The organism is Streptomyces coeruleorubidus (genome assembly GCF_028885415.1).
In the GTDB taxonomy this organism is placed as follows: Bacteria; Actinomycetota; Actinomycetes; order Streptomycetales; family Streptomycetaceae; genus Streptomyces; species Streptomyces coeruleorubidus_A.
The window spans coordinates 8,948,217-8,967,266 of sequence record NZ_CP118527.1; the positions used below are offsets into that span (position 1 = coordinate 8,948,217).

Genomic DNA, 19,050 nt, shown 5'->3' on the forward strand with positions numbered 1-19,050 from the left:
GACATCGTCATGCGTAAGTCAACCCTCCGCCGCAGCTGCGCGGCGCTCGCCACCGCCACCTCGCTCGCCCTGGCGCTCACCGCCTGCGGTGGCACCACCAAGAAGGACGTCGCGAGCGAAGGCGGGTCCGCCGCCACCGCCGGCAAGGCCGATCCGAACGCCGAGCTGAAGAAGGGGCTGACCGTCGGGTTCCTGCCCAAGCAGGTCAACAACCCGTACTTCACCACCGCCGACAAGGGCGGCGAGAAGGCGCTGAAGGAGCTCGGCTCCAGCTACAAGGAGGTCGGTCCGTCCAGCGCGACCGACACCTCCGGCCAGGTCTCCTACGTCAACACGCTCACCCAGCAGCAGGTCGACGCGATGGCCGTCTCCGCGCAGGACCCGGGCGCCCTGTGCACCGCGCTGAAGCAGGCCATGAAGAACGGCATCAAGGTCGTCACGTACGACTCCGACACCACCCCCGACTGCCGCAACGCCTTCGTCTCCCAGGCGTCCGCCGAGGACCTGGGCCGCACCGAGGTGCAGCTGCTCGCCAAGCAGATCGGCTACAAGGGCGAGATCGCGATCCTGTCCGCCGCGCAGACCGCGACGAACCAGAACACCTGGATCGACTTCATGAAGGACGAGCTGAAGAAGCCCGAGTACAAGAACATGAAGCTGGTGAAGACCGCGTACGGCAACGACGACGCCCAGCAGTCCTTCCAGCAGACCCAGGGCCTGCTCCAGGAGTACCCGAACCTGAAGGGGATCATCTCCCCGACCACCGTCGGCATCAAGGCCGCCGCCCAGTACCTGTCGGGCTCCAAGTACAAGGGCAAGGTCAAGCTGACCGGCCTCGGCACCCCCAACGACATGCGCAAGTACGTCAAGAACGGCACCGTCGAGGCGTTCGAGCTGTGGGACCCGGCCAAGCTCGGCGAGCTGGCCGCCCGCACCGCCGTCGCGCTGTCCTCCGGGCAGATCACCGGCAAGGAGGGCGAGACCTTCAAGGCCGGCTCCATGGGTGAGTACACCATCGGCAAGGACGGCGTGATCAGCCTCGGCAAGCCGACCGTGTTCGACGCCAAGAACATCGACCAGTTCAACTTCTGATCACCGCGTTTTTCGATCACTGAAAGGGCTGTTGATGCAGCGCGTGTGCTTCCTGCTGAAGGTCCGGGCGGACCGCCTCGACGAGTACCGCGAGCGGCACGCCGCCGTCTGGCCCGAGATGCTCCAGGCACTCTCGGACACCGGCTGGCACAACTACTCGCTCTTCCTGCGCGAGGACGGACTGCTCGTCGGCTACCTGGAGACCGAGAACTTCGCGGCCGCCCGGGCCGGAATGGAAGCCACCGACGTCAACGCCCGCTGGCAGGCGGAGATGGCGCCGTTCTTCGAGTCGCTGGACGGCGCCCGGCCCGACGAGGCCATGAAACCGCTCACGGAAGTCTTCCACCTCGCATGACGAAGGAGTCCACGAGATGCACAGACGTACGCTGCTGGCCGCCGCCCTCGCCGGAGCTGTGGTGACCCCCGCCCTCGCCTCCGGCACCGCGCGGGCCGCCGACCCCGGCCCCTCCGTCACCCGGACCGGCACCACCACCCTCGACAACCAGGCCATCTTCTTCGTGTCGTACGACGGCCTGGTCAACAACAACGCGTTCCAGAAGAACGGCCTGCTGACCTACAAGGGCTACCAGTACGCCGTCTGGTACACCGCCGACCGCAACGCCGTCGTCGGCCGCCGCGCCCTCGGCGCCAGTACCTGGTCCACCGTGAAGGTGGGCCACACCCTGCGGTACAACGACTCCCACAACGTCATCTCCATGGGCGTCTCCAAGGTCGACGGCCGCCTCCACCTCAACATGGACTCCCACAGCGACGGCTTCACCTACGTCAAGTCGGTCGCCGGGCTGATGGACAACCCCGGCGGGCTGAGCTGGACCGCGAGCCGCTTCGGCGCGCCCCGGTCCACCCTGGACGGCCTGGCGCTGACCTCGCAGTTCACCTACCCGCAGTTCATCTCCACGCCGGAGGGCAGGCTCCAGCTCAGCTACCGCGTCGCCGTCTCCGGCAACGGCCGCAACGCGCTCGCCGAGTACGACGGCACCAAGTGGACCAACCTCGGCGAATGGTCCAGCTCCACCGGCACGTACCGCAGCGAGCACGGCTCCTCGACCGCCCGCAACATGTACCTGCACGGCATCGACTACGACCGGGGCGGGCGGCTGCACTCCTTCTTCACCTGGCGCGAGCAGAACAGCGCCGTGATGTGCAACCGCGGCGGCATCGCCAACCACGACACCGGCTACGTCTACTCCGACGACCGCGGCCGCACCTGGCGCAACAACGCGGGCACCGTCGTCGGCGTCACCGGCGGCTCCGACAAGGTGTCCGTGAACGACGCCGGGCTGGTCGTCGACCCGCTCAACCCGGACCACTCCCTGATGAACCAGGAGAGCCAGTTCACCGACTCCGCGGGCCGGCCCCACGCGATCATCTCCTACGTCCCCGGCCGCTTCGGGCAGTGCACCACCAACTACGTCACCGACCGGACGCGCAACGGCCGTGCCTTCCACGTCCGCAGGAACGCCTCCGGGACCTGGCAGAAGACCGAGATCCCGGTCCCGCTGAACTCCAGCCAGCGCACCAAGCTGATCCTGGACAAGTACGACAACGCGTACGCGATCTTCCCCTTCGGGCGGATCGCCGGCGCCTCGGCGGCCTCCGGATACACCGACTGGAGGATCCTGTTCGACGGCAGCGGCCTCAACGCCTTCGGGGAGGTCGTCATCGACGAGATGCGCGTCGCGCAGGACGGGGTGCTGTCCTTCATGTACCAGGAGAAGTCCAGCGGTACGACGCCCTCGGCGCTGCGCGTGATCGACTTCCGCCTGCCCGCCTGACCGAAGCCGGTCGCCGGGGCGGCATGCCGGTAATGTGAAGCCGCTCCGGCCGCCGCCCCCCTCATCTCACCAGGAGGTCCCTGCCCGATGGCCCAGTCGGTGGGTATCAAGGACGTCGCCCGCGCCGCCGGAGTCTCCGTCGGCACGGTCTCCAACGTGATCAACCGCCCGGACACGGTTGCCACCGAGACCCGGGCCCGCGTGCTGTCCGCGATAGACCGGCTCGGCTACGTCCGCAGCGAGTCCGCGCGCCAGCTGCGCGCGGGCCGCAGCCGGATCATGGGGCTGCTCGTCCTCGATATGGGCAACCCCTTCTTCGTCGACGTGGCCCGCGGCGCCGAACGCGCCGCCCGCCGGGCCGGACTCGGCGTGATGGTGTGCAACAGCGCCCAGAACGCGGGCGAGGAGGCCGAGTACCTGTCGCTCTTCGCCGAGCAGCGCGTGCGCGGCGTGCTGCTCACCCCGGCCGACGCCACGGGCCGCAACATCGAGGCGTTCCGCCGGCACGGCATCCCGTTCGTCCTGGTCGACCGGGTCGCCGAGGGCACCACCGAGTGCTCGGTCTCCGTCGACGACGTCGCGGGCGGCGCCCTGGCCGTACGCCATCTCGTCGACGCCGGGCACCGCTCCATCGCCTACGTCAGCGGCCCGCCCGGCCTCAACCAGGTCCGCGACCGGCGCACGGGCGCCCTCGAAGCGCTCGCCGAGGCCGGGCTCGGCCCCGACGCGCTGCGCGAGCTGCCCACCGAACGGCTGGACGTCGCCGCGGGCCGCGACGCAGGCGCCCGCCTGCTCGGCCTCGCCGACCGGCCGACCGCCGTGTTCTGCGCCAACGACCTGCTGGCGCTCGGTGTCCTGCAGGCCATGTACGCGGCCGGTGTCGGTGTCCCGGACGACCTCGCCATCGTCGGCTACGACGACATCGAGTTCGCGGCGGCCGCGGCCGTCCCGCTCACCTCGGTACGGCAGCCCGCCGTCACCATGGGCGCCATGGCGGCCGACCTGCTCCTGGAGGAGACGGAGGAGGACGGCCCGGCCCGGCCGCACGAGCACCGGCGGGTCGTGCTCCAGCCCGAGCTGGTGGTCCGCCGCTCCAGTCTGTCCGCCCGCTGACCCGCACGCTGAGCCTGAACCGCCGTTCAGGAAGATTTCATGATCCGAAGGGGCCACGCGCGGACGGACCCTGTGATGAACTGGGACGCGGTCCGAAAATCCGTCCGTCCCGGGAGCCCTGTTGACCCTCAGCTACCGCCAGCCCGGAGTCGTCCTCACCGACCGCCGCTTCACCGTCCCCCTCGACCACGACCACCCCGGGGGCGAGACGATCGAGCTGTACGCCCGCGAGGTCGTCGCGAGCGACAAGGCGGACCAGGACCTGCCGTGGCTGCTCTACCTCCAGGGCGGACCCGGCTTCGGCGCGGACCGCTCCGTCGGCAGGCCCGGCTGGCTCGGCCGCGCGCTGAAGGAGTACCGCGTCCTCCTCCTCGACCAGCGCGGCACCGGCCACAGCACGCCCGCCAACCGGCAGACGCTCCCGCTGCGCGGCGGCCCCGCCGAACAGGCCGACTACCTCACCCGGTTCCGCGCCGACTCGATCGTCCGCGACTGCGAGGTGATCCGCGCGCAGGTCACCGGCGGCGCCCCCTGGACCGTCCTCGGCCAGAGCTTCGGCGGCTTCTGCCTGACCACCTACCTGTCCCTCGCGCCCGAGGGCCTGGCCACCGCCGTGATCACCGGCGGACTGCCCTCCCTGGACGCCCACGCCGACGAGGTCTACCGGGCCGCCTTCCCGCGCATCGAACGCAAGGTCGCCGCGCACTACGCCCGCTACCCGCAGGACGCCGAGCGCGCCCGTCGCATCGCCGACCACGTCCTGAACCACGACGTGGTCCTGCCGAACGGCTACCGGCTCACCGTCGAGGCCTTCCAGTCCCTCGGCATCGTCCTCGGCACCGGCGACGGCACCCACCGCCTCCACTACCTCCTCGAGAACGCCTTCGTCCGCAGCTCACAGGGCCTCACCCTCTCCGACGCGTTCCAGGAGCAGGCGCAGGGCATGCTGTCCTACGCCCGCCACCCGCTGTACGCCCTCGTCCACGAGGCCATCTACGGCCAGGACGCCCGGCCCACCGCCTGGTCGGCCGAGCGGGTCCGCGCCGAGTTCCCGCAGTTCGACGCCGCGAAGGCCCTCGCGGGCGACGAACCGCTGCTGTTCACCGGCGAGTCGATCCACCCCTGGATGTTCGACTGCGACCCGGCGCTGCGCCCCCTGCGAGAGACGGCCGAACTGCTCGCCGCCCGCACCGACTGGACTCCTTTGTACGACCCGGCCCGCCTCGCCGCGAACGACGTACCGGTCGTCGCCGCCGTCTTCCACGACGACATGTACGTCGACACGGCCCACTCCCTGCGGACCGCCCGCGCGATCCGCGGCCTGCGCACCTGGGTCACGGACGAGTTCGAGCACGACGGCGTACGCACCGGCGGCGGGCGGGTCCTCGACCGGCTGCTGGCGCTGGCGCGCAACGAGGCGTGAAGTCGCGCCGGGCGCGTGGTGATGTCGGTGGCGCCGATTAGTCTGCCGACATGACGACCACTCAACTCCCGCCCATGCCCGACGACTGGCGGCGTGCCCTCGCGGTCGTGGCCCACCCCGACGACCTCGAGTACGGCTGCTCGGCGGCGATCGCGGCCTGGACCGACGAGGGCCGCGAGGTCGCCTATGTGCTGGCGACCCGGGGCGAGGCGGGCATCGACACACTGGAGCCGGAGCGGTGCGGGCCGCTGCGGGAGCGGGAGCAGCGGGCGAGCGCGGCGGTGGTCGGCGTGTCGGCCGTGGAGTTCCTCGACCACAGGGACGGCGTCATCGAGTACGGCACCGCCCTGCGCCGCGACATCGCCGCCGCGATCCGCCGGCACCGGCCCGAGCTGGTCATCACGCTCAACCACCGGGACACCTGGGGCGGCGTCGCCTGGAACACCCCGGACCACGTGGCCGTCGGCCGCGCCACGCTCGACGCGGCCGGTGACGCCGGCAACCGGTGGATCTTCCCGGAGCTCACCGAGCAGGGCCTCGAACCCTGGGACGGCGTGCGCTGGGTCGCCGTCGCCGGGTCCAGCACCCCCACGCACGCGGTCGACGCGACGCCCGGCATGGAACGCGCGGTGCGCTCACTGCTCGAACACCGCACGTACATCGAGGCGTTGACCGACGAGGACCCGGAGACATACGTCCGCGGCTTCCTCACCCAGCACGCCGAGGCCACCGGCGAGCGGTTCGGGGGCAGGCCGGCCGTGGCGTTCGAACTGTTCGGCAGATGACACGGATGATGGGGGAGATGGGGGAGACCATGGCAAGCAGTGAGGATCTGGCCGACCGGTTCGAGGAGCACCGGGGGCGGCTGAAGGCCGTCGCCTACCGCATGCTCGGATCGCTCGCCGAGGCGGAGGACGCCGTCCAGGAGGCCTGGCTGCGGCTGAGCCGCTCGGACGCGGACGACATCGGCAACCTGGGCGGCTGGCTGACGACCGTGACCGGCCGCATCTGCCTGGACCTGCTGCGCTCGCGCACCGCGCGCCGCGAGGAGCCGATGGACGACGCCTTCGTGCCGGACCCGGTGCTCAGGCCCCTGTCGCCCATCGACCCGGAGCAGGAGGTGCTGCACGCCGACGCGGTGGGCCTGGCCCTGCTCGTCGTCCTGGAGAACCTGGAGCCCGCCGAGCGGCTCGCGTTCGTGCTGCACGACATGTTCGCCGTGCCGTTCGACGACATCGCGCCGATCGTGGAGCGCAGCCCGGCCGCGACCCGGCAGCTGGCGAGCCGCGCCCGGCGCCGGGTGCGGGGAGCCACCCCGGCGGCCGAGCCGGACCTCGGCCGGCAGAAGGAGGTCCTCGACGCCTTCCTGGCCGCCTCCCGCGGCGGGGACTTCGAGGCCCTGCTCGCGCTCCTGCACCCGGACGTGGTGCTGCGGGCCGACTCGGGTGCCCTGGTGCGCGGCGCGGCCGTGTCCAAGGTCGTCCAGGGGGCGAAGGCGGTGGCGGAACAGGCGCTCATGTTCGCCCGGTTCGCGCAGTCCGCGGAGCTGGTGCTGGTCAACGGCTCGGTCGGGGTCGTCAACGCGCCAGGGGGACGCGTGCAGTCGGTCATGGGGGTCACGATCGCCGACGGCCGGATCACCGCCATGTACATCCTGGCCGACCCCGAGCGGCTGGAGCGCCTGGAGACGCCCGGCCTCGCGGGGTGACACCGGCGACCACGACCAGGTGAGTTCTCATTTCGTATGCTGAACGGCATGCGAGATCACAAGTCCGCGCAGGCGGAACTGCACGGCGACTGCGAGCGGTGCTTCGGGCTGTGCTGCGTCGCCCTGCCCTTCGCGGCCTCGGCCGACTTCGCGGTCGACAAGGACGCCGGCACACCCTGCCGCAATCTGCAGAGCGACCACCGCTGCGGCATCCACGCCAGGCTGCGGCAGAAGGGGTTCACCGGCTGCACGGTCTACGACTGCTTCGGCGCCGGGCAGCAGGTCTCGCAGATCACCTTCGGCGGCCGGGACTGGAGGTCCGGGCCGCCGGAGCACGCCCGCCGCATGTTCGACGTCTTCCCGGTCGTCCGGCAGCTGCACGAGCTGCTGTGGTACCTGACCGAGGCGCTCGCGCTGCCCGCGGCCCGTCCTGTCCACGCCGATCTGCGGGGGGCCCTGGAGAGGACCGAGGAGCTGGCCGGGCTGACCCCCGAGGAGCTCGCCGGGCTGGACGTGGGGGCGCACCGCCAGGAGGTCAACGTCCTGCTGCTGAGGACGAGCGAGCTGGCCAGGGCCGGCACCAAGGGCCGTAAGAAGAACCGCCGGGGCGCGGACCTCATGGGCGCCCGCCTCAAGGGCGCCGACCTGCGCGGCGCCAACCTCCGTGGCGCCTACCTCATCGCAGCCGACCTCACGGGCGCGGATCTGCGGGGCGCGGACCTGATCGGTGCCGACCTGCGCGACGCGGACCTCACGGACGCCGACCTGACCGGGGCGTTCTTCCTCACCCAGCCGCAGCTGAACGCGGCCCGGGGCAGTGCCGGGACCCGGCTCCCGGAGTCAGTCACCCGCCCCGGGCACTGGACAGCGCAGGTCTGAGGCCGGTTCCCGCACCGGGGTCCGGCGCTCCGGGTGCAGCCGCAGCCCCTCCGGCATCAGCGTCAGCCGTTCCGCCACCCGCAGCCGGTACGTGGGGTCGGGCCGCAGCTCGTAGCGGCGCAGCAGGAGGCCGAGCACCAACGTCGCCTCGTGCAGGGCGAACTGGCGCCCGATGCAGGCCCGCGCGCCGGTCCCGAACGGCTTGAACGTGTGCGGGGCCCGGGACCGTACGGCCCGCGCGTCGAAGCGGTCCGGATCGAACCGCTCGGCGTCCGCGCCCCACACCTCTGGGTCCCGGTGCAGCATCGGCGTCAGCACCAGCGCCCACGCCCCGCGCCGCATGGGGTGCTCCCCGGCCAGCACCGTGTCCTGGCGCGCCTCCCGGGCGAAGGCGGGCGCGGTGGGCCACAGCCGCAGCGACTCGTCCAGCACCCGGCGGACGTAGCGCAGCCTGGCCACCTGCTCGTAGGCCGGTTCCGCCGCGTCGCCCCAGACGCGGTCCACCTCGGCGCGCGCCCGGGCCGCGACCTCGGGGTGGCGGGAGAGGTAGTGCAGCGCGAAGGAGAGCGCGCCGGACGTCGTCTCGTGGCCGGCGACGAGGAAGGTGATGACCTGACGGCGGACGTTGCGCGGCTCCAGCCGCTCCCCGGTGTCGGGGTGGGCCGTCTCCAGCATCCGGTCGAGCAGGTCTCCGTCCCCGCTGCCGGTGGCTTGCCGGGCCCGGATCAGCTCGTCGACCGTGTGGTTGAGGTGGGCGATGTCGGCGGCGTTGCGGCGGCTCGCGCTGCGGAGCAGCAGCGGAGCCAGCGGGAAGGGCACCGTGTTGAGCCGTTGCGCATACGTCAGCGTGCCGACCATCGCGGTGACGAAGGGGTGCGGCCGGGAGCGTTCGAACGACCCGAAGTCATGGCCGAAGCCGGTGCGCGCGATCGTCTCCAGCGTCAGCTTGGTCATGTCGCCCGGCACGTCCACCGCCCGGCCCGTCGCCGCCGCCCGGTCCCAGTGCTCCGTCAACTGACGCGCGACGGCCAGCATCATCGGGTGGTAACCGGCCATCGCCTCGCGGCTGAACCCCGGCGCGAGCACGTCGTGCGCGAGCTGCCAGTTGGGCTCGTGGTTGTACGCCGTGAACAGGCCGTCCCCCGCGACCGGCCGGAGGTTCGCTATACCCAGCCCCACGTGCTTGGCGAACCGCGACTCGTCCGCGAGGTCGGCCGCGTACCGGGCGCCCCACACGAACACGAACTCCTTGCCGAAGGCCTTCCGGCGGAAGACCGGACCCAGTTGGCGGGCGTACCGCAGCGAGTCCTGGAGGGGAGTGCGCCGGTTCACGCCCACCACGTCACCGAGCAGCGGGATCCTGTGCGGCGGATGCGGAATGCGGTTCAGCTCCGGCCAGCCCAGCTCGGCACTGCGGAAACCCTTGGGCAGACCGTCCCGTGTCGGCGCCTCCGTCATGACGCGATCTCCCTTGATACAGCGGCGGGTTGGCACGTGTTGTACGTGGGTTCAATAGCGCGCTTCAGTCTGGTCCGGTTGTTGAACCGGCGTCAAGTAAAGTGCGGGCATGGCCGCGAACCAGAGCGGGCGCACCCGCCGCCGGCTCAGCACCGAGGAGCGCCGGGAGCAGCTTCTGGCCGTCGGCGCGCGGCTGTTCTCGGAGAGTCCGTACGACGACGTGTGGATCGAGCAGGTCGCCGAGATCGCCGGGGTGTCGCGCGGGCTGCTGTACCACTACTTCCCGACCAAGCGGGACTTCTTCGCGGCGGTCGTCGAGCGCGAGAGCGAGCGGATGCTGCGCATGACGGCGGCGGTGCCCGGCGTCCCGGTGCGCGAGCAGCTCGCGGGTGGCCTCGACACGTTCCTGGAGTACGTCCAGGCCCACGCCCACGGTTACCGCGCCTTCCACCGCGCCGACGCGGCCGGGGACCAGGCGGTGCGGCGGGTCTACCAGCGGGCCCTGGCGGCGCAGGAACGGCAGATCCTCGCGGCGCTCGCCGAGGATCCCGAGTTCGGGCCGGCCTGTGAGAGGCGGCCGGAGGCGCGGCTCGCCGTGCGCGGGTGGCTGGCGTTCACCACGTCCGTCTGTCTGGAGTGGCTGCGCGGCACGGAGTTGAGCCGGGATCAGGTGCGCGAGCTGTGCGCTCGCGCCCTGCTGGGCGTCCTCACTCCCTGAAAGCCCTCGTAAAGATCACGTGACGTGGTTGGCTCACGCCCCGATCTTCGGTAGGTTAGGCAAGGCTTACCTAAGGAGGTCTGGGATGGGTGACGGCAGCCACAGCTGGACGGCGGCCCCTGCCGCGGCGGAGCGGGCGCGCTCGGTGCTCGCCGCCGCGTGGTCCTGCTCGGTGACCGCGGAGGGCATGCGGGAGGAGCTGGTCGGCGCGCACACGGTGACCGAGGACGGCCGCGTGCTGGTGGACGTGCCCGGGGGCAGCGCCCTGCTCGCGGCCGCGATCTGCGCGCCCCGCGGCGAGCCGTCCGCGGTGCTGGAGTTCGCCGACGTGGCCCCCGTCCCCGTGCGCGACCGGATCCGCGCCCGGCTGTGGCTCGCGGGCTGGTTCGCCGTCGTGAAGGACCGGCTGGCCTTCCGGCCCACGCGCGTGGTGCTGCGGCAGCCGTCCGGGGCCGTGGTCGTCGACCTCGACGACTTCGCCGCCGCGACGCCCGACCCGCTCACCACGGCCGAGGCCCGGCTGCTGACGCACCTCGCCGACTGCCACGCGGACGCGGTCGAGCGGCTCACCCGGCTCGTCGACTCCGGCAGCCTGCACGGCGCGGTCCGCGTCCAGCCCCTCTCCGTCGACCGGCACGGACTGACGCTGCGCATCGAACGCGCCCGCGCCCACGGCGACGTACGGCTGGCGTTCCACACACCCGCCGACGACGTCGCGCAGCTCACCGAGCGCATGCACGTCCTGCTCAGCCAGGCGACGGCCGCGTCCTGCCCGCGGGCCCTACAGTGGCAGCGCACAGACGGCGACCGGTGACGGAAACGGTTCACCGGTGCGCCGCAGCGCGCCGCTCGTCTCGTCGACGCGGAAGACGGTGACCGTGCCGGACTTCTGGTTCGCCGCGAACAGCAGCGTGCCCTCCGGCGAGAAGGCGATCTGGCGCGGGAAGTCCCCGCCCACCGGCACGGTGTCCAGCAGCCTGAGCCGGGCACCGTCCGCCTCGACGGCGTAGCGCGTGAGGCTGTTGTGGCCGCGGTTGGCGAGAAAGGCGTACCGGCCGTTCGCGGTCACCAGGATCTGCGCCGGGTAGTTGGTGCCCGAACCGGTGCCCGTGGACTGCGCCTCGCCGACCGTGACGCGGCCGGAGGCGGGGTCGTACGCGCAGACCGCCACCGTGTTGTCGACCTCGTTGGCGAGGTAGGCGTACCGGCCGCCGGGGTGGAACGTCAGGTGGCGCGGCCCCGCGCCAGGCCGGGTCTGCGCCTGCGCGACCTCGCTGAGCGTGCCGGACTTCTCGTCGAGCCGGTAGGTGTAGACGGTGTCAGTACCCAGGTCCACGGCGAGGACGTGCCCGCCGTCCGGGCTGGTGAAGATCTGGTGGGCGTGCGGACCCTCCTGACCCGGCCCGGGCGCCGGACGGGAGTGCCGGACGAGATCGGTCCGTTCCCCGAGGGCGCCCGCGGCGTCGATCGGATGCACCGCCACGCTGCCCGAGCCGTAGTCCGCGCTGAGCAGCCAGCGCCCTCCCGGATGCACGGACAGATGGCAGGGGCCCGCACCGCCGGTGCTCCGGCTGCCCAGGACCTTCCGGTCGGACAGCCGGACGGCCGTCACGGCGCCGTCGTCGCGCTCGTTCACCGCGTACAGCGTGCGGCGGTCCGGGTGGATCGCGAGGTACGACGGGTTGCCGACGCCGGTGAGCGTGCCGGTGCCGGTGATCCGGCCCGTCTCCGCGTCGTACGTGGCCAGGCCGATTCCCTTGCCGCCGCCCTCGACGGAGGTGTAGGTGCCGACGTAGAGCGGGCGCGGGCCGGACGGGCGCCGGGCCTCGCGGGACGGGCTCACGCTCGACTCGGGGGCCGCCGGACTCGTCGGGGTCGCCGGCGCGGGCGCGTCGTCACAGGCGGGCAGCGCCGCCGCGGCGGCTCCTGACGCCAGTGCGCCGACCAACCGGCGCCTGCTCCAGCCACCACTGCCCATGTCGCCCCTCAGGTCGTCACTCATCACCGTCGCGACAGCCACCTTGGCGTGGATCACCCACCGGGTGCAACAACAGCACCGAGCGTTGCGCGCGGCGCAACCGACTCCAGGCGGTCGCTCAGCGATAACGCCCGCCGACCCCGGTACGGTTCCGCCACATCTGCTCCTGAACGCCCAGGCGCTCACGCAGCCGCGTCAGGCGCGGCATCCGCACGCGCTGCTCCCGGGACACACGGTCCAGTTCCTCGAACAGGCGCCGGGTGCGGTGCTCGGTGTCGAGCTCGTCGAGGATCCGGTTGACCTCCGTGAGGACCGCGCCGAGCAACTGCCAGTGCCGCGTCTCGCGCTCGGACTCCTCGCGCAGCAGCAGGGCCAGCTTGTCGCGGGTGCCCGCCGCGGTGCGCAGCTCCGCGGCGAGACGTTCCTCCGCCGACTCGGCGCTCGCACTGAGATGGGTGGTCACCAGCACCGCGAAACTCACCACCGCGTCGGCGATCTCCGACAGCAGCTGCTCCAGCGCGGCGCCCGTCTCGGCCTCGAACAGCGGCTCCGGCTCGCGCTCCTTCGCGAGGTCGGTGAGGGAGCGCGCGAGCACGCGCAGCACGACCGTGCAGATCTCCAGCGTGTCCAGGCCGGTGCGCAGCACCACCCGGTGCAGCAGGCCCTCCCGCACGCGCGGGTTGAGCCGCAGGCTGTCCTCCGCCTGCCGGAGCGCCGCGTCCACCTCGACGATGTCGTGGTCCAGGCGCCGCGCCTCGTGCAGCCGCTCCGCCGCGAGATCCGCGGGCGTACGGCCGGCGGCCTCCTCGCCCATGCGTAGCATCAGCTGCCGCAGCCGGCGCGCCAGACCCTCGATCGACGCGCCCGCCTCCTCCACCCACACCGGCGGAGCCAGCAGCAGATTGCAGCCGAGCCCGACGACCGCGCCGATCAGCGTCTCCACCACCCGGGCCCAGGCGGTGTCCCCGACGGTGGTGACCCCGAGCACCAGCATCGCGCTGATCGCGACCTCGGGTACGTACTCCTCCACCCGGACCAGCCGTCCCACGACCAGCGAGGCCACCAGGAGCAGCGCCAGGCTCCACCAGGTCAGGCCCACCAGAAGGCTGAACGCGATGGCGACGAGAACGCCGGTCACCACGGCGTTCACCCGCCGGAACCCGTTGGTGAGCGTGGCGTACAGGGTCACCTGGACGACCAGCAGTGCCGTCAGGGGAGCGGTGAGCGGTGCCGCCTCGGGGCTCAGCCGCAGCGCGATGACGTAGGCGATCGTCGCCGCGAACGCGGACCGCACCGTCTGGACGACCACGGGGTCCCGGCGCTTGTGCACGATCCGTCTGGCGTACGCCGTCCACTCACGTACCTCTCGCATCCTCGGGCTGTTCCCCTTCCCCTGGCGTATCGAACGCATCCATGAAGGACGTTAACGCCGGGGGAAGCCACGGGCGACCGAGGGCCGTCAGGCGGACACCTTGTCGAGGAAGGCGGTCAGATGGCCCATGGTCCGCTCGATCTGCTGCTCCAGGGTGAGGCTCTCCTCGAAGCGGGCCCCGCTCTCCGGCACCTTCTTCCCGCGCAGGTACAGCGAGCAGGCGAGGTCGGTGCACATGTACGCCCCGACGGAGTTCCCCTCACGTCCGGCCGCTCCCGTCTTCCGCGCGGTCATCAGCGCCACACCGCCCCGTGGGTGGGTCGTCAGGCACAGCGAACACATGCTGCGATGCAGAAAGCCCCGCTGCGCCGCCTGGAACCGCATCGCCACCCCGACGAGCCGCCCCTCGCGCTCGGCGACCAGATAACTCCGATCGGGCGCCCCCGGATCCCGCCACCCGAGAAAGTCGAGATCGTCCCAGGGGCGCTCGGCGAGGTCCCGGGGGACGGACAGACGCTTGGCCTCTCCCTTGGAGCAGTTGATAAACGAGTTGCGGATGTCCTGTTCGGTGAGTGATCTCATGGGAGGGCTCCTGGTCGTCGTCGGCGAAACCTAGGGGTCCTAGGTTTCTGGGTCAGGTTAGAAGCACCGACGACGGGGGAGCCAGTGGATTTTCCTGAGGTCGCGACCGCGCGGGTACGGGCGGCGCTGCGCCATGTGGCGGGCGGCTCGTCGGGGCCCGCCGTCGATCCGGAGGTGCGCATCACGCTGAACTTCCACCCGGACCGACCGGCGGGCGAGGTGCCCGTCCTCGTGGCGCTCGCCCGGGACGGCGCCTACCACTCGCAGTTCGTCACCGGCACCAGCAACGGCGGCCTCACGGCCCGCCCCGGCGGCGACCGATGGCGCTGGGAGAGCCGGATCTTCGGCGGGGCGTACGACGAAGCGACCGCACACGAGCGGCCCGTGTACGGCGCCTTGAACTTCCGCCGGCAGGTGGTCGGCGCGGCGCCGCGCTTCGGCTCCTCGCACTTCCGGCTGCGCGCCGGTGTCCTGCCCCGGGCCACGTTCTGCTACCCCGACAGCGCCGCCGAGCCGGCCGACTTCGGCGTGGCGGCCGGGATGTCGCTCATCGCGCTGGCCGAGGCGGACGAACAGGACGCCCTCGACGACTACATCGAGGCGCACGTGCACGGCGGCGTCGCTCTCGCCCGGGACGTGGAGGCGCTGGTGCTGGACGCCTGCTACCGCGGCACACCGGTGGAGGTCGCGGCCCGGCACCTGCCCTGCCCGGTCGAGTGGCACCCCGGCTACCGGCTCACCGTGGCCGGATTACGGCGCCACGCGGACTACCGCGGCCGGGAGTACGTGGAACTGGGCGCGCGGATCGCCCGGGACGGCCTCGTCGACCCCCGTGCCATCGGTGACGCCGCCCGGACGGGGCGGTACGAACTGCAGGACCTGAAGATGGTGTGGCACACCCTCGCCCGCTTCGGAGCCCCGGAGGGAGCGGGCACGGCCTACTCGGCGGCCGGGGCCTCAGGCGGCCAGACCCCCGGAGTGAGCACGCCCAGCGCGTAGGCGCGGGCCACCAGTTGGGTGCGGTTGGTGGCGTGCCAGCGGGAGGACAGGCGGCGCAGGTGGTAGGTGACGCCGTCGGTGGTGAGGCCGGTCTCGCGGGCTGCCCGGGCCGTCGTGGCACCGGCGGCCAGCAGGGCCAGGATGCGGGCCTCGATGGGGGTGACCCGGGCCTGTTCGGCGGGTGGGGCGGGGGAGGGGGCGCGTTCGCCGTCCACGCGCAGCATCACCAGCAGCGCCGGCGTGTCCTCGACCGTGTCGCTCACCGGGTCCGCCGTCAGCTCCCCGTACCGCTCCGCGCCGCCGGGGGCCCGCCAGCGCACCGAGACCTGGTAGCGCGAGCGGTGCCGCAGCCGCAGGGCCTGGGCGATGCGCTCCACCTGCGTGGCCTCCCGCGGGCTGAACAGGTCCAGCACGTCACGGCCGCGCAGCCGCCCCGGCGTCGTACCGCACTCCGCGGCCATCGCCGGATTGGCGAGCAGCACCGCGCCGTACACGTCGCACACCGCGACCGGCATCGCCACCCGGTCGAAGAGGAGCAGGGCGCGATTGCGCCATGTCACGGCCTCCTGCCGAGCCTGGTCCACGAGCATCTCCTGCCACGCCGGGTCGCCCGCGCGCAAGGGCGACGCGTCTGCATGTACTACACAATCATGTAGGGCCGCGGCGCGGCCCGCCCGGTCCCGTGGATCACGCTGGAACGCAGTACTTCCGTACCGCGAAAGGCAGTTGTCGCGTCATGCGCCCCACCGCACAGACCCCCCGGCTCGCAGAGGTCCTCCCCGTCGCCGACATCTCCGGCACCGGACCCGGCGACGCGCCCGTCCAGCAGGCCATGGACCTGATGCGCGAGCACGGGCCGGTGTTCGTGCGGCGGCTGTACGGACGCGACACCCTGTTCGTGGGCGACCTGGACCTCGTGGCCGAGCTCGCGGACGAGCAGCGGTTCGCCAAGCACATCGGGCCCGGTCTGGAGAACGTCCGCGAGTTCGCCGCCGACGGCCTGTTCACCGCGTACAACGACGAGCCCAACTGGGCCAAGGCACACGACATCCTCATGCCCGCCTTCGCGCTGGGCTCCATGCGGACCTACCACCCCGTGATGCTGAGGGTGGCCCGCAGGCTCATCGCCTCCTGGGACCGCGACGCCCGCGCCGGGCGGCCCGTCGACGTGCCCGGCGACATGACCCGCATGACGCTCGACACCATCGGACTCGCCGGGTTCGGCTACGACTTCGGCTCCTTCGAGCGGGCCGAGCCGCACCCCTTCGTCGAGTCGATGGTCCGCTGCCTGGAGTGGAGCATGACCCGCCTCGCGCGCGTCCCGGGCCGGGACTACTCGGCGCAGGACGCGGCCTTCCGGGACGACTCCGCCTACCTCGCCCGGGTCGTCGACGAGGTCATCGCCGCCCGCACCGGCACCGACCAGAGCCAGGCCGACGACCTGCTCGGCCTCATGCTCACCGCCGAGCACCCCGCCGACGGCGGCACGCTCGACGCCGCCAACATCCGCAACCAGGTCATCACCTTCCTCATCGCCGGCCACGAGACCACCTCCGGCGCCATGTCCTTCGCCCTGTACTACCTCGCCAAGCACCCGACCGCGCTGCAACTGGTGCAGCGCGAGGTCGACGAGCTGTGGGGCGACCAGGCCGACCCGGAGCCGGCGTACGACGAGATCGGCCGGCTCACCTACACCCGCCAGGTCCTCAACGAGGCGCTCCGGCTGTGGCCCACGGCCGCCGTCTTCGCCCGGGAGGCCCGCGAGGACACCCTGCTCGGCGGCCGCATCCCGCTGCGCGCCGGGCAGTCCGCCCTGGTGCTCACGCCGATGCTGCACCGGCAGCCCGTCTGGGGCGACAACCCCGAGCTGTTCGACCCCTCCCGCTTCACGGCCGAGGCGGAGACGGAGCGCCCGGTGCACGCCTTCAAGCCGTTCGGCACCGGTGAGCGCGCCTGCATCGGACGGCAGTTCGCCCTGCACGAGGCGACCATGCTGCTGGCCATGCTCGTCCACCGCTACCGGCTCCGCGACCACGCCGACTACCGGCTCACGGTCAAGGAGACCCTCACCCTCAAGCCCGAGGGCTTCACCCTCACGCTCACCCCGCGCACGTCCGCCGACCGGGTCCACACGCCGCTGCCCGGTGCCGCCCCGGTCCAGGATTCCCGGTCGGCCGAACCGCAGGGCCTGCCCGCCCGCGTCCGCCCCGGCACCGCCGCCCTGTTCCTGCACGGCAGCAACTACGGCACGTGCCGCGACTTCGCCGCCCAACTCGCCGACGAGGCCGCCGCCGTCGGCTGCGACACCGAAGTGGCATCCCTGGACGCCTACGCCGGCGGCCTCCCTACCGACCGGCCCGTGATCATCACGGCCGCCTCCTACAACGGCCGCCCCACCGACGACGCCACCGCCTTCGCCACCTGGCTGGAGGAGACCCACGACCTGTCCGGCGTGACGTACGCCGTCCTCGGCGTCGGCGACCGCAACTGGTCCGCCACCTACCAGCACGTCCCCACCCGGATCGACGAACGGCTCGCGGAGTCCGGCGCCACCCGGCTCCTCGCCCGCGCCGCGGCCGACGCCTCCGGCGACCTCACCGGCACGGTCCGGGAGTTCACGACGGCCCTCCGTGTCGCCCTGCTGGAGCGGTACGGCGACCCGGACGCCACGACCTCCGACCCCGAGCCCACGACCGCCTACGAGGTCCGCGCCCTGACCGGCGGCCCGCTGGACGCCCTCGCCGATCGGCACGAGCTCGTCCCCATGCGGGTCACCGAGGCGTACGACCTCACCGCGCCCGGCTACGCGCGCCGCAAGCGGTTCGTCCGCGTCGCGCTGCCGGACGGCGTCACCTACCGCACGGCCGACCACCTCACCGTGCTGCCCGCCAACCACCCGGACCTCGTCACCCGCGCCGCCGCCGCGCTCGGCGTCGAACTCGACACCGTCCTGGACATCCGCCCCACCCGTCCGCGCCGCGACTCGATCGCCGTCGACCGCCCCGTGACAGTACGGCAACTCCTCACCCACCACGTGGAGTTGCAGGAGCGCCCGAGCACCGGGCAGCTGGCCGCGCTCGCCGCCGCCAACCCCTGCCCGCCGGAGCGCCTGGCCCTGGCCGCCCTCACCGACGACCCCCGCACCCTCGTGGAGATCATCGAGGACCACCCGGCCCTGCGCGGCGCCCTGGACTGGCCGCAGCTCCTCGACCTCCTCACCCCGCTGCGCCCTCGCCACTACTCCATCTCCTCGTCGCCCGCCGTCGACCCCGGTCACGTGGACCTGATGGTGTCGCTGCTGGAGGCACCGGCCCGCTCGGGCCGGGGCGTCTACCGAGGGACCGGATCCGGCTACCTGGCGACCGTCGAGCCCGGAGACACGGTGTACGCGCGCGTGCAGCCGTGCCGGGAGGCCTTCCGTATCGACGCCACCGGCGGATCCGCACCGGTCGTGATGATCGCGGCGGGCACCGGCCTCGCCCCGTTCCGCGGCGCCGTCGCCGACCGTACGACGGCCCTCACGGCAGGAGCCGAACTCGCCCCGGCCGTCTGCTACTTCGGCTGCGACGCGCCAGACTCCGACTTCCTGCACGCCGAGGAACTGCGCGCCGCCGAGACCGCCGGAGCCGTCTCCCTCCGGCCCGCCTTCAGTGAAGCTCCCGAGGGCGAGGTGCGGTTCGTGCAGCACCGCATCGCCGCCGAGGCCGAGGAGGTCTGGGACCTGCTGGACGCCGGAGCGCGGGTGTACGTCTGCGGTGACGGTTCCCGGATGGCGCCCGGGGTGCGGGAGGCGTTCCGTACCCTGTACCGGAAGCACACGCCGGGCGCCGACGAGACGGCCGCCGAGCAGTGGCTCGACGGGCTGGTCGCGCAGGGGCGTTACGTCGAGGACGTGTACGCGGCCGGCTGACCGCAGGCGAAGGGGAGGGGTG

The 19,050-nt window shown here is 72.4% G+C and carries 17 protein-coding genes; 12 read left to right on the forward strand and 5 right to left on the reverse strand.

Translation table 11 applies throughout. The features are described 5' to 3' along the window. Positions 1-9 precede the first annotated feature (9 nt). The 8 genes from rhaS to PV963_RS41170 all read left to right on the forward strand — a co-directional run bounded on the left by rhaS (position 10) and on the right by PV963_RS41170 (position 8,011). Positions 10-1,092 (forward strand): rhamnose ABC transporter substrate-binding protein, encoded by a 1,083-nt coding sequence (gene rhaS / locus PV963_RS41135; RefSeq protein WP_274821539.1) that lies wholly within the window; start codon positions 10-12, stop codon positions 1,090-1,092. 34 nt (positions 1,093-1,126) lie between these two features. Then, complete coding sequence (locus tag PV963_RS41140) at positions 1,127-1,447, forward strand: L-rhamnose mutarotase (RefSeq protein ID WP_274821540.1); 321 nt, start codon at positions 1,127-1,129, stop codon at positions 1,445-1,447. A gap of 16 nt (positions 1,448-1,463) precedes the next feature. After that, the gene (locus PV963_RS41145) at positions 1,464-2,888 is read left to right on the forward strand and encodes a BNR repeat-containing protein (protein ID WP_274821541.1); all 1,425 of its coding nucleotides are present in this window, start codon (positions 1,464-1,466) and stop codon (positions 2,886-2,888) included. Between the two features lie 87 nt (positions 2,889-2,975). Further along, a complete protein-coding gene (locus PV963_RS41150; RefSeq protein ID WP_274821542.1) occupies positions 2,976-4,001 on the forward strand; it encodes a LacI family DNA-binding transcriptional regulator in 1,026 nt (341 codons plus the stop codon). Between the two features lie 121 nt (positions 4,002-4,122). Beyond that, positions 4,123-5,424 (forward strand): alpha/beta fold hydrolase, encoded by a 1,302-nt coding sequence (locus tag PV963_RS41155; protein WP_274821543.1) that lies wholly within the window; start codon positions 4,123-4,125, stop codon positions 5,422-5,424. A 50-nt stretch (positions 5,425-5,474) separates the two neighbouring features. Then, a complete protein-coding gene (locus PV963_RS41160; protein WP_274821544.1) occupies positions 5,475-6,209 on the forward strand; it encodes a PIG-L deacetylase family protein in 735 nt (244 codons plus the stop codon). Between the two features lie 29 nt (positions 6,210-6,238). Then, the gene (gene sigJ / locus PV963_RS41165; protein ID WP_274821545.1) at positions 6,239-7,132 is read left to right on the forward strand and encodes an RNA polymerase sigma factor SigJ; all 894 of its coding nucleotides are present in this window, start codon (positions 6,239-6,241) and stop codon (positions 7,130-7,132) included. A gap of 36 nt (positions 7,133-7,168) precedes the next feature. Beyond that, positions 7,169-8,011: a pentapeptide repeat-containing protein gene (locus PV963_RS41170; RefSeq protein ID WP_274821546.1), complete on the forward strand. Its 843-nt coding sequence runs from the start codon at positions 7,169-7,171 to the stop codon at positions 8,009-8,011. Here PV963_RS41170 and PV963_RS41175 read toward each other — a convergent pair. After that, positions 7,973-9,469 carry a cytochrome P450 gene (locus PV963_RS41175; RefSeq protein ID WP_274821547.1) on the reverse strand — a complete coding sequence of 499 codons (1,497 nt, stop codon included), beginning with the start codon at positions 9,467-9,469 and terminating at the stop codon, positions 7,973-7,975. The genes PV963_RS41170 and PV963_RS41175 overlap by 39 nt on opposite strands. Before the next feature lie 109 nt (positions 9,470-9,578). On the opposite strand from PV963_RS41175, the gene PV963_RS41180 reads away from it, so the two are divergent. Both PV963_RS41180 and PV963_RS41185 read left to right on the forward strand, forming a co-directional pair. After that, entirely contained in the window at positions 9,579-10,187 is a 609-nt protein-coding gene (locus tag PV963_RS41180) for a TetR/AcrR family transcriptional regulator (RefSeq protein WP_274821548.1), read from the forward strand. Positions 10,188-10,272: 85 nt separating this feature from the next. Continuing rightward, positions 10,273-11,001, forward strand: coding sequence for a DUF2470 domain-containing protein (locus tag PV963_RS41185; protein WP_274821549.1), 729 nt, complete (start codon positions 10,273-10,275; stop codon positions 10,999-11,001). Here the strand turns inward: PV963_RS41185 and PV963_RS41190 are convergent. The 3 genes from PV963_RS41190 to PV963_RS41200 form a co-directional block, all read right to left on the reverse strand. Further along, positions 10,969-12,189 carry a lactonase family protein gene (locus PV963_RS41190; protein ID WP_274821550.1) on the reverse strand — a complete coding sequence of 407 codons (1,221 nt, stop codon included), beginning with the start codon at positions 12,187-12,189 and terminating at the stop codon, positions 10,969-10,971. The genes PV963_RS41185 and PV963_RS41190 overlap by 33 nt on opposite strands. Positions 12,190-12,283: 94 nt before the next feature. Beyond that, on the reverse strand, positions 12,284-13,537 hold the full coding sequence (locus PV963_RS41195) for an FUSC family protein (protein WP_274821551.1): 1,254 nt from the start codon (positions 13,535-13,537) through the stop codon (positions 12,284-12,286). 87 nt (positions 13,538-13,624) lie between these two features. After that, complete coding sequence (locus PV963_RS41200) at positions 13,625-14,119, reverse strand: FBP domain-containing protein (protein WP_274821552.1); 495 nt, start codon at positions 14,117-14,119, stop codon at positions 13,625-13,627. An 84-nt stretch (positions 14,120-14,203) separates the two neighbouring features. On the opposite strand from PV963_RS41200, the gene PV963_RS41205 reads away from it, so the two are divergent. Beyond that, positions 14,204-15,118 (forward strand): DUF3626 domain-containing protein, encoded by a 915-nt coding sequence (locus PV963_RS41205; RefSeq protein WP_274821553.1) that lies wholly within the window; start codon positions 14,204-14,206, stop codon positions 15,116-15,118. On the opposite strand, the gene PV963_RS41210 is transcribed toward PV963_RS41205, so the two are convergent. Further along, on the reverse strand, positions 15,058-15,708 hold the full coding sequence (locus tag PV963_RS41210; protein WP_274822272.1) for a PAS domain-containing protein: 651 nt from the start codon (positions 15,706-15,708) through the stop codon (positions 15,058-15,060). The two genes, PV963_RS41205 and PV963_RS41210, sit on opposite strands and share 61 nt — an antisense overlap. Before the next feature lie 146 nt (positions 15,709-15,854). Here PV963_RS41210 and PV963_RS41215 point away from each other — a divergent pair, with 146 nt between their 5' ends. Beyond that, complete coding sequence (locus PV963_RS41215; RefSeq protein WP_274821554.1) at positions 15,855-19,028, forward strand: bifunctional cytochrome P450/NADPH--P450 reductase; 3,174 nt, start codon at positions 15,855-15,857, stop codon at positions 19,026-19,028. Positions 19,029-19,050: the final 22 nt, after the last annotated feature.

Bases quoted from the DNA above. Each gene is read 5' to 3' on its own strand.
- PV963_RS41140 (WP_274821540.1), top strand. From the start codon at position 1,127: ATGCAGCGCGTGTGCTTCCTGCTGAAGGTCCGGGCGGACCGCCTCGAC.
- PV963_RS41145 (WP_274821541.1), top strand. From the start codon at position 1,464: ATGCACAGACGTACGCTGCTGGCCGCCGCCCTCGCCGGAGCTGTGGTG.
- PV963_RS41175 (WP_274821547.1), bottom strand. From the start codon at position 9,469: ATGACGGAGGCGCCGACACGGGACGGTCTGCCCAAGGGTTTCCGCAGT.
- PV963_RS41150 (WP_274821542.1), top strand. From the start codon at position 2,976: ATGGCCCAGTCGGTGGGTATCAAGGACGTCGCCCGCGCCGCCGGAGTC.
- rhaS (WP_274821539.1), top strand. From the start codon at position 10: ATGCGTAAGTCAACCCTCCGCCGCAGCTGCGCGGCGCTCGCCACCGCC.
- PV963_RS41170 (WP_274821546.1), top strand. From the start codon at position 7,169: ATGCTGAACGGCATGCGAGATCACAAGTCCGCGCAGGCGGAACTGCAC.
- PV963_RS41200 (WP_274821552.1), bottom strand. From the start codon at position 14,119: ATGAGATCACTCACCGAACAGGACATCCGCAACTCGTTTATCAACTGC.
- PV963_RS41195 (WP_274821551.1), bottom strand. From the start codon at position 13,537: ATGCGAGAGGTACGTGAGTGGACGGCGTACGCCAGACGGATCGTGCAC.
- PV963_RS41160 (WP_274821544.1), top strand. From the start codon at position 5,475: ATGACGACCACTCAACTCCCGCCCATGCCCGACGACTGGCGGCGTGCC.
- PV963_RS41190 (WP_274821550.1), bottom strand. From the start codon at position 12,189: ATGAGTGACGACCTGAGGGGCGACATGGGCAGTGGTGGCTGGAGCAGG.
- PV963_RS41215 (WP_274821554.1), top strand. From the start codon at position 15,855: ATGCGCCCCACCGCACAGACCCCCCGGCTCGCAGAGGTCCTCCCCGTC.
- PV963_RS41210 (WP_274822272.1), bottom strand. From the start codon at position 15,708: ATGCTCGTGGACCAGGCTCGGCAGGAGGCCGTGACATGGCGCAATCGC.
- sigJ (WP_274821545.1), top strand. From the start codon at position 6,239: ATGGCAAGCAGTGAGGATCTGGCCGACCGGTTCGAGGAGCACCGGGGG.
- PV963_RS41180 (WP_274821548.1), top strand. From the start codon at position 9,579: ATGGCCGCGAACCAGAGCGGGCGCACCCGCCGCCGGCTCAGCACCGAG.
- PV963_RS41185 (WP_274821549.1), top strand. From the start codon at position 10,273: ATGGGTGACGGCAGCCACAGCTGGACGGCGGCCCCTGCCGCGGCGGAG.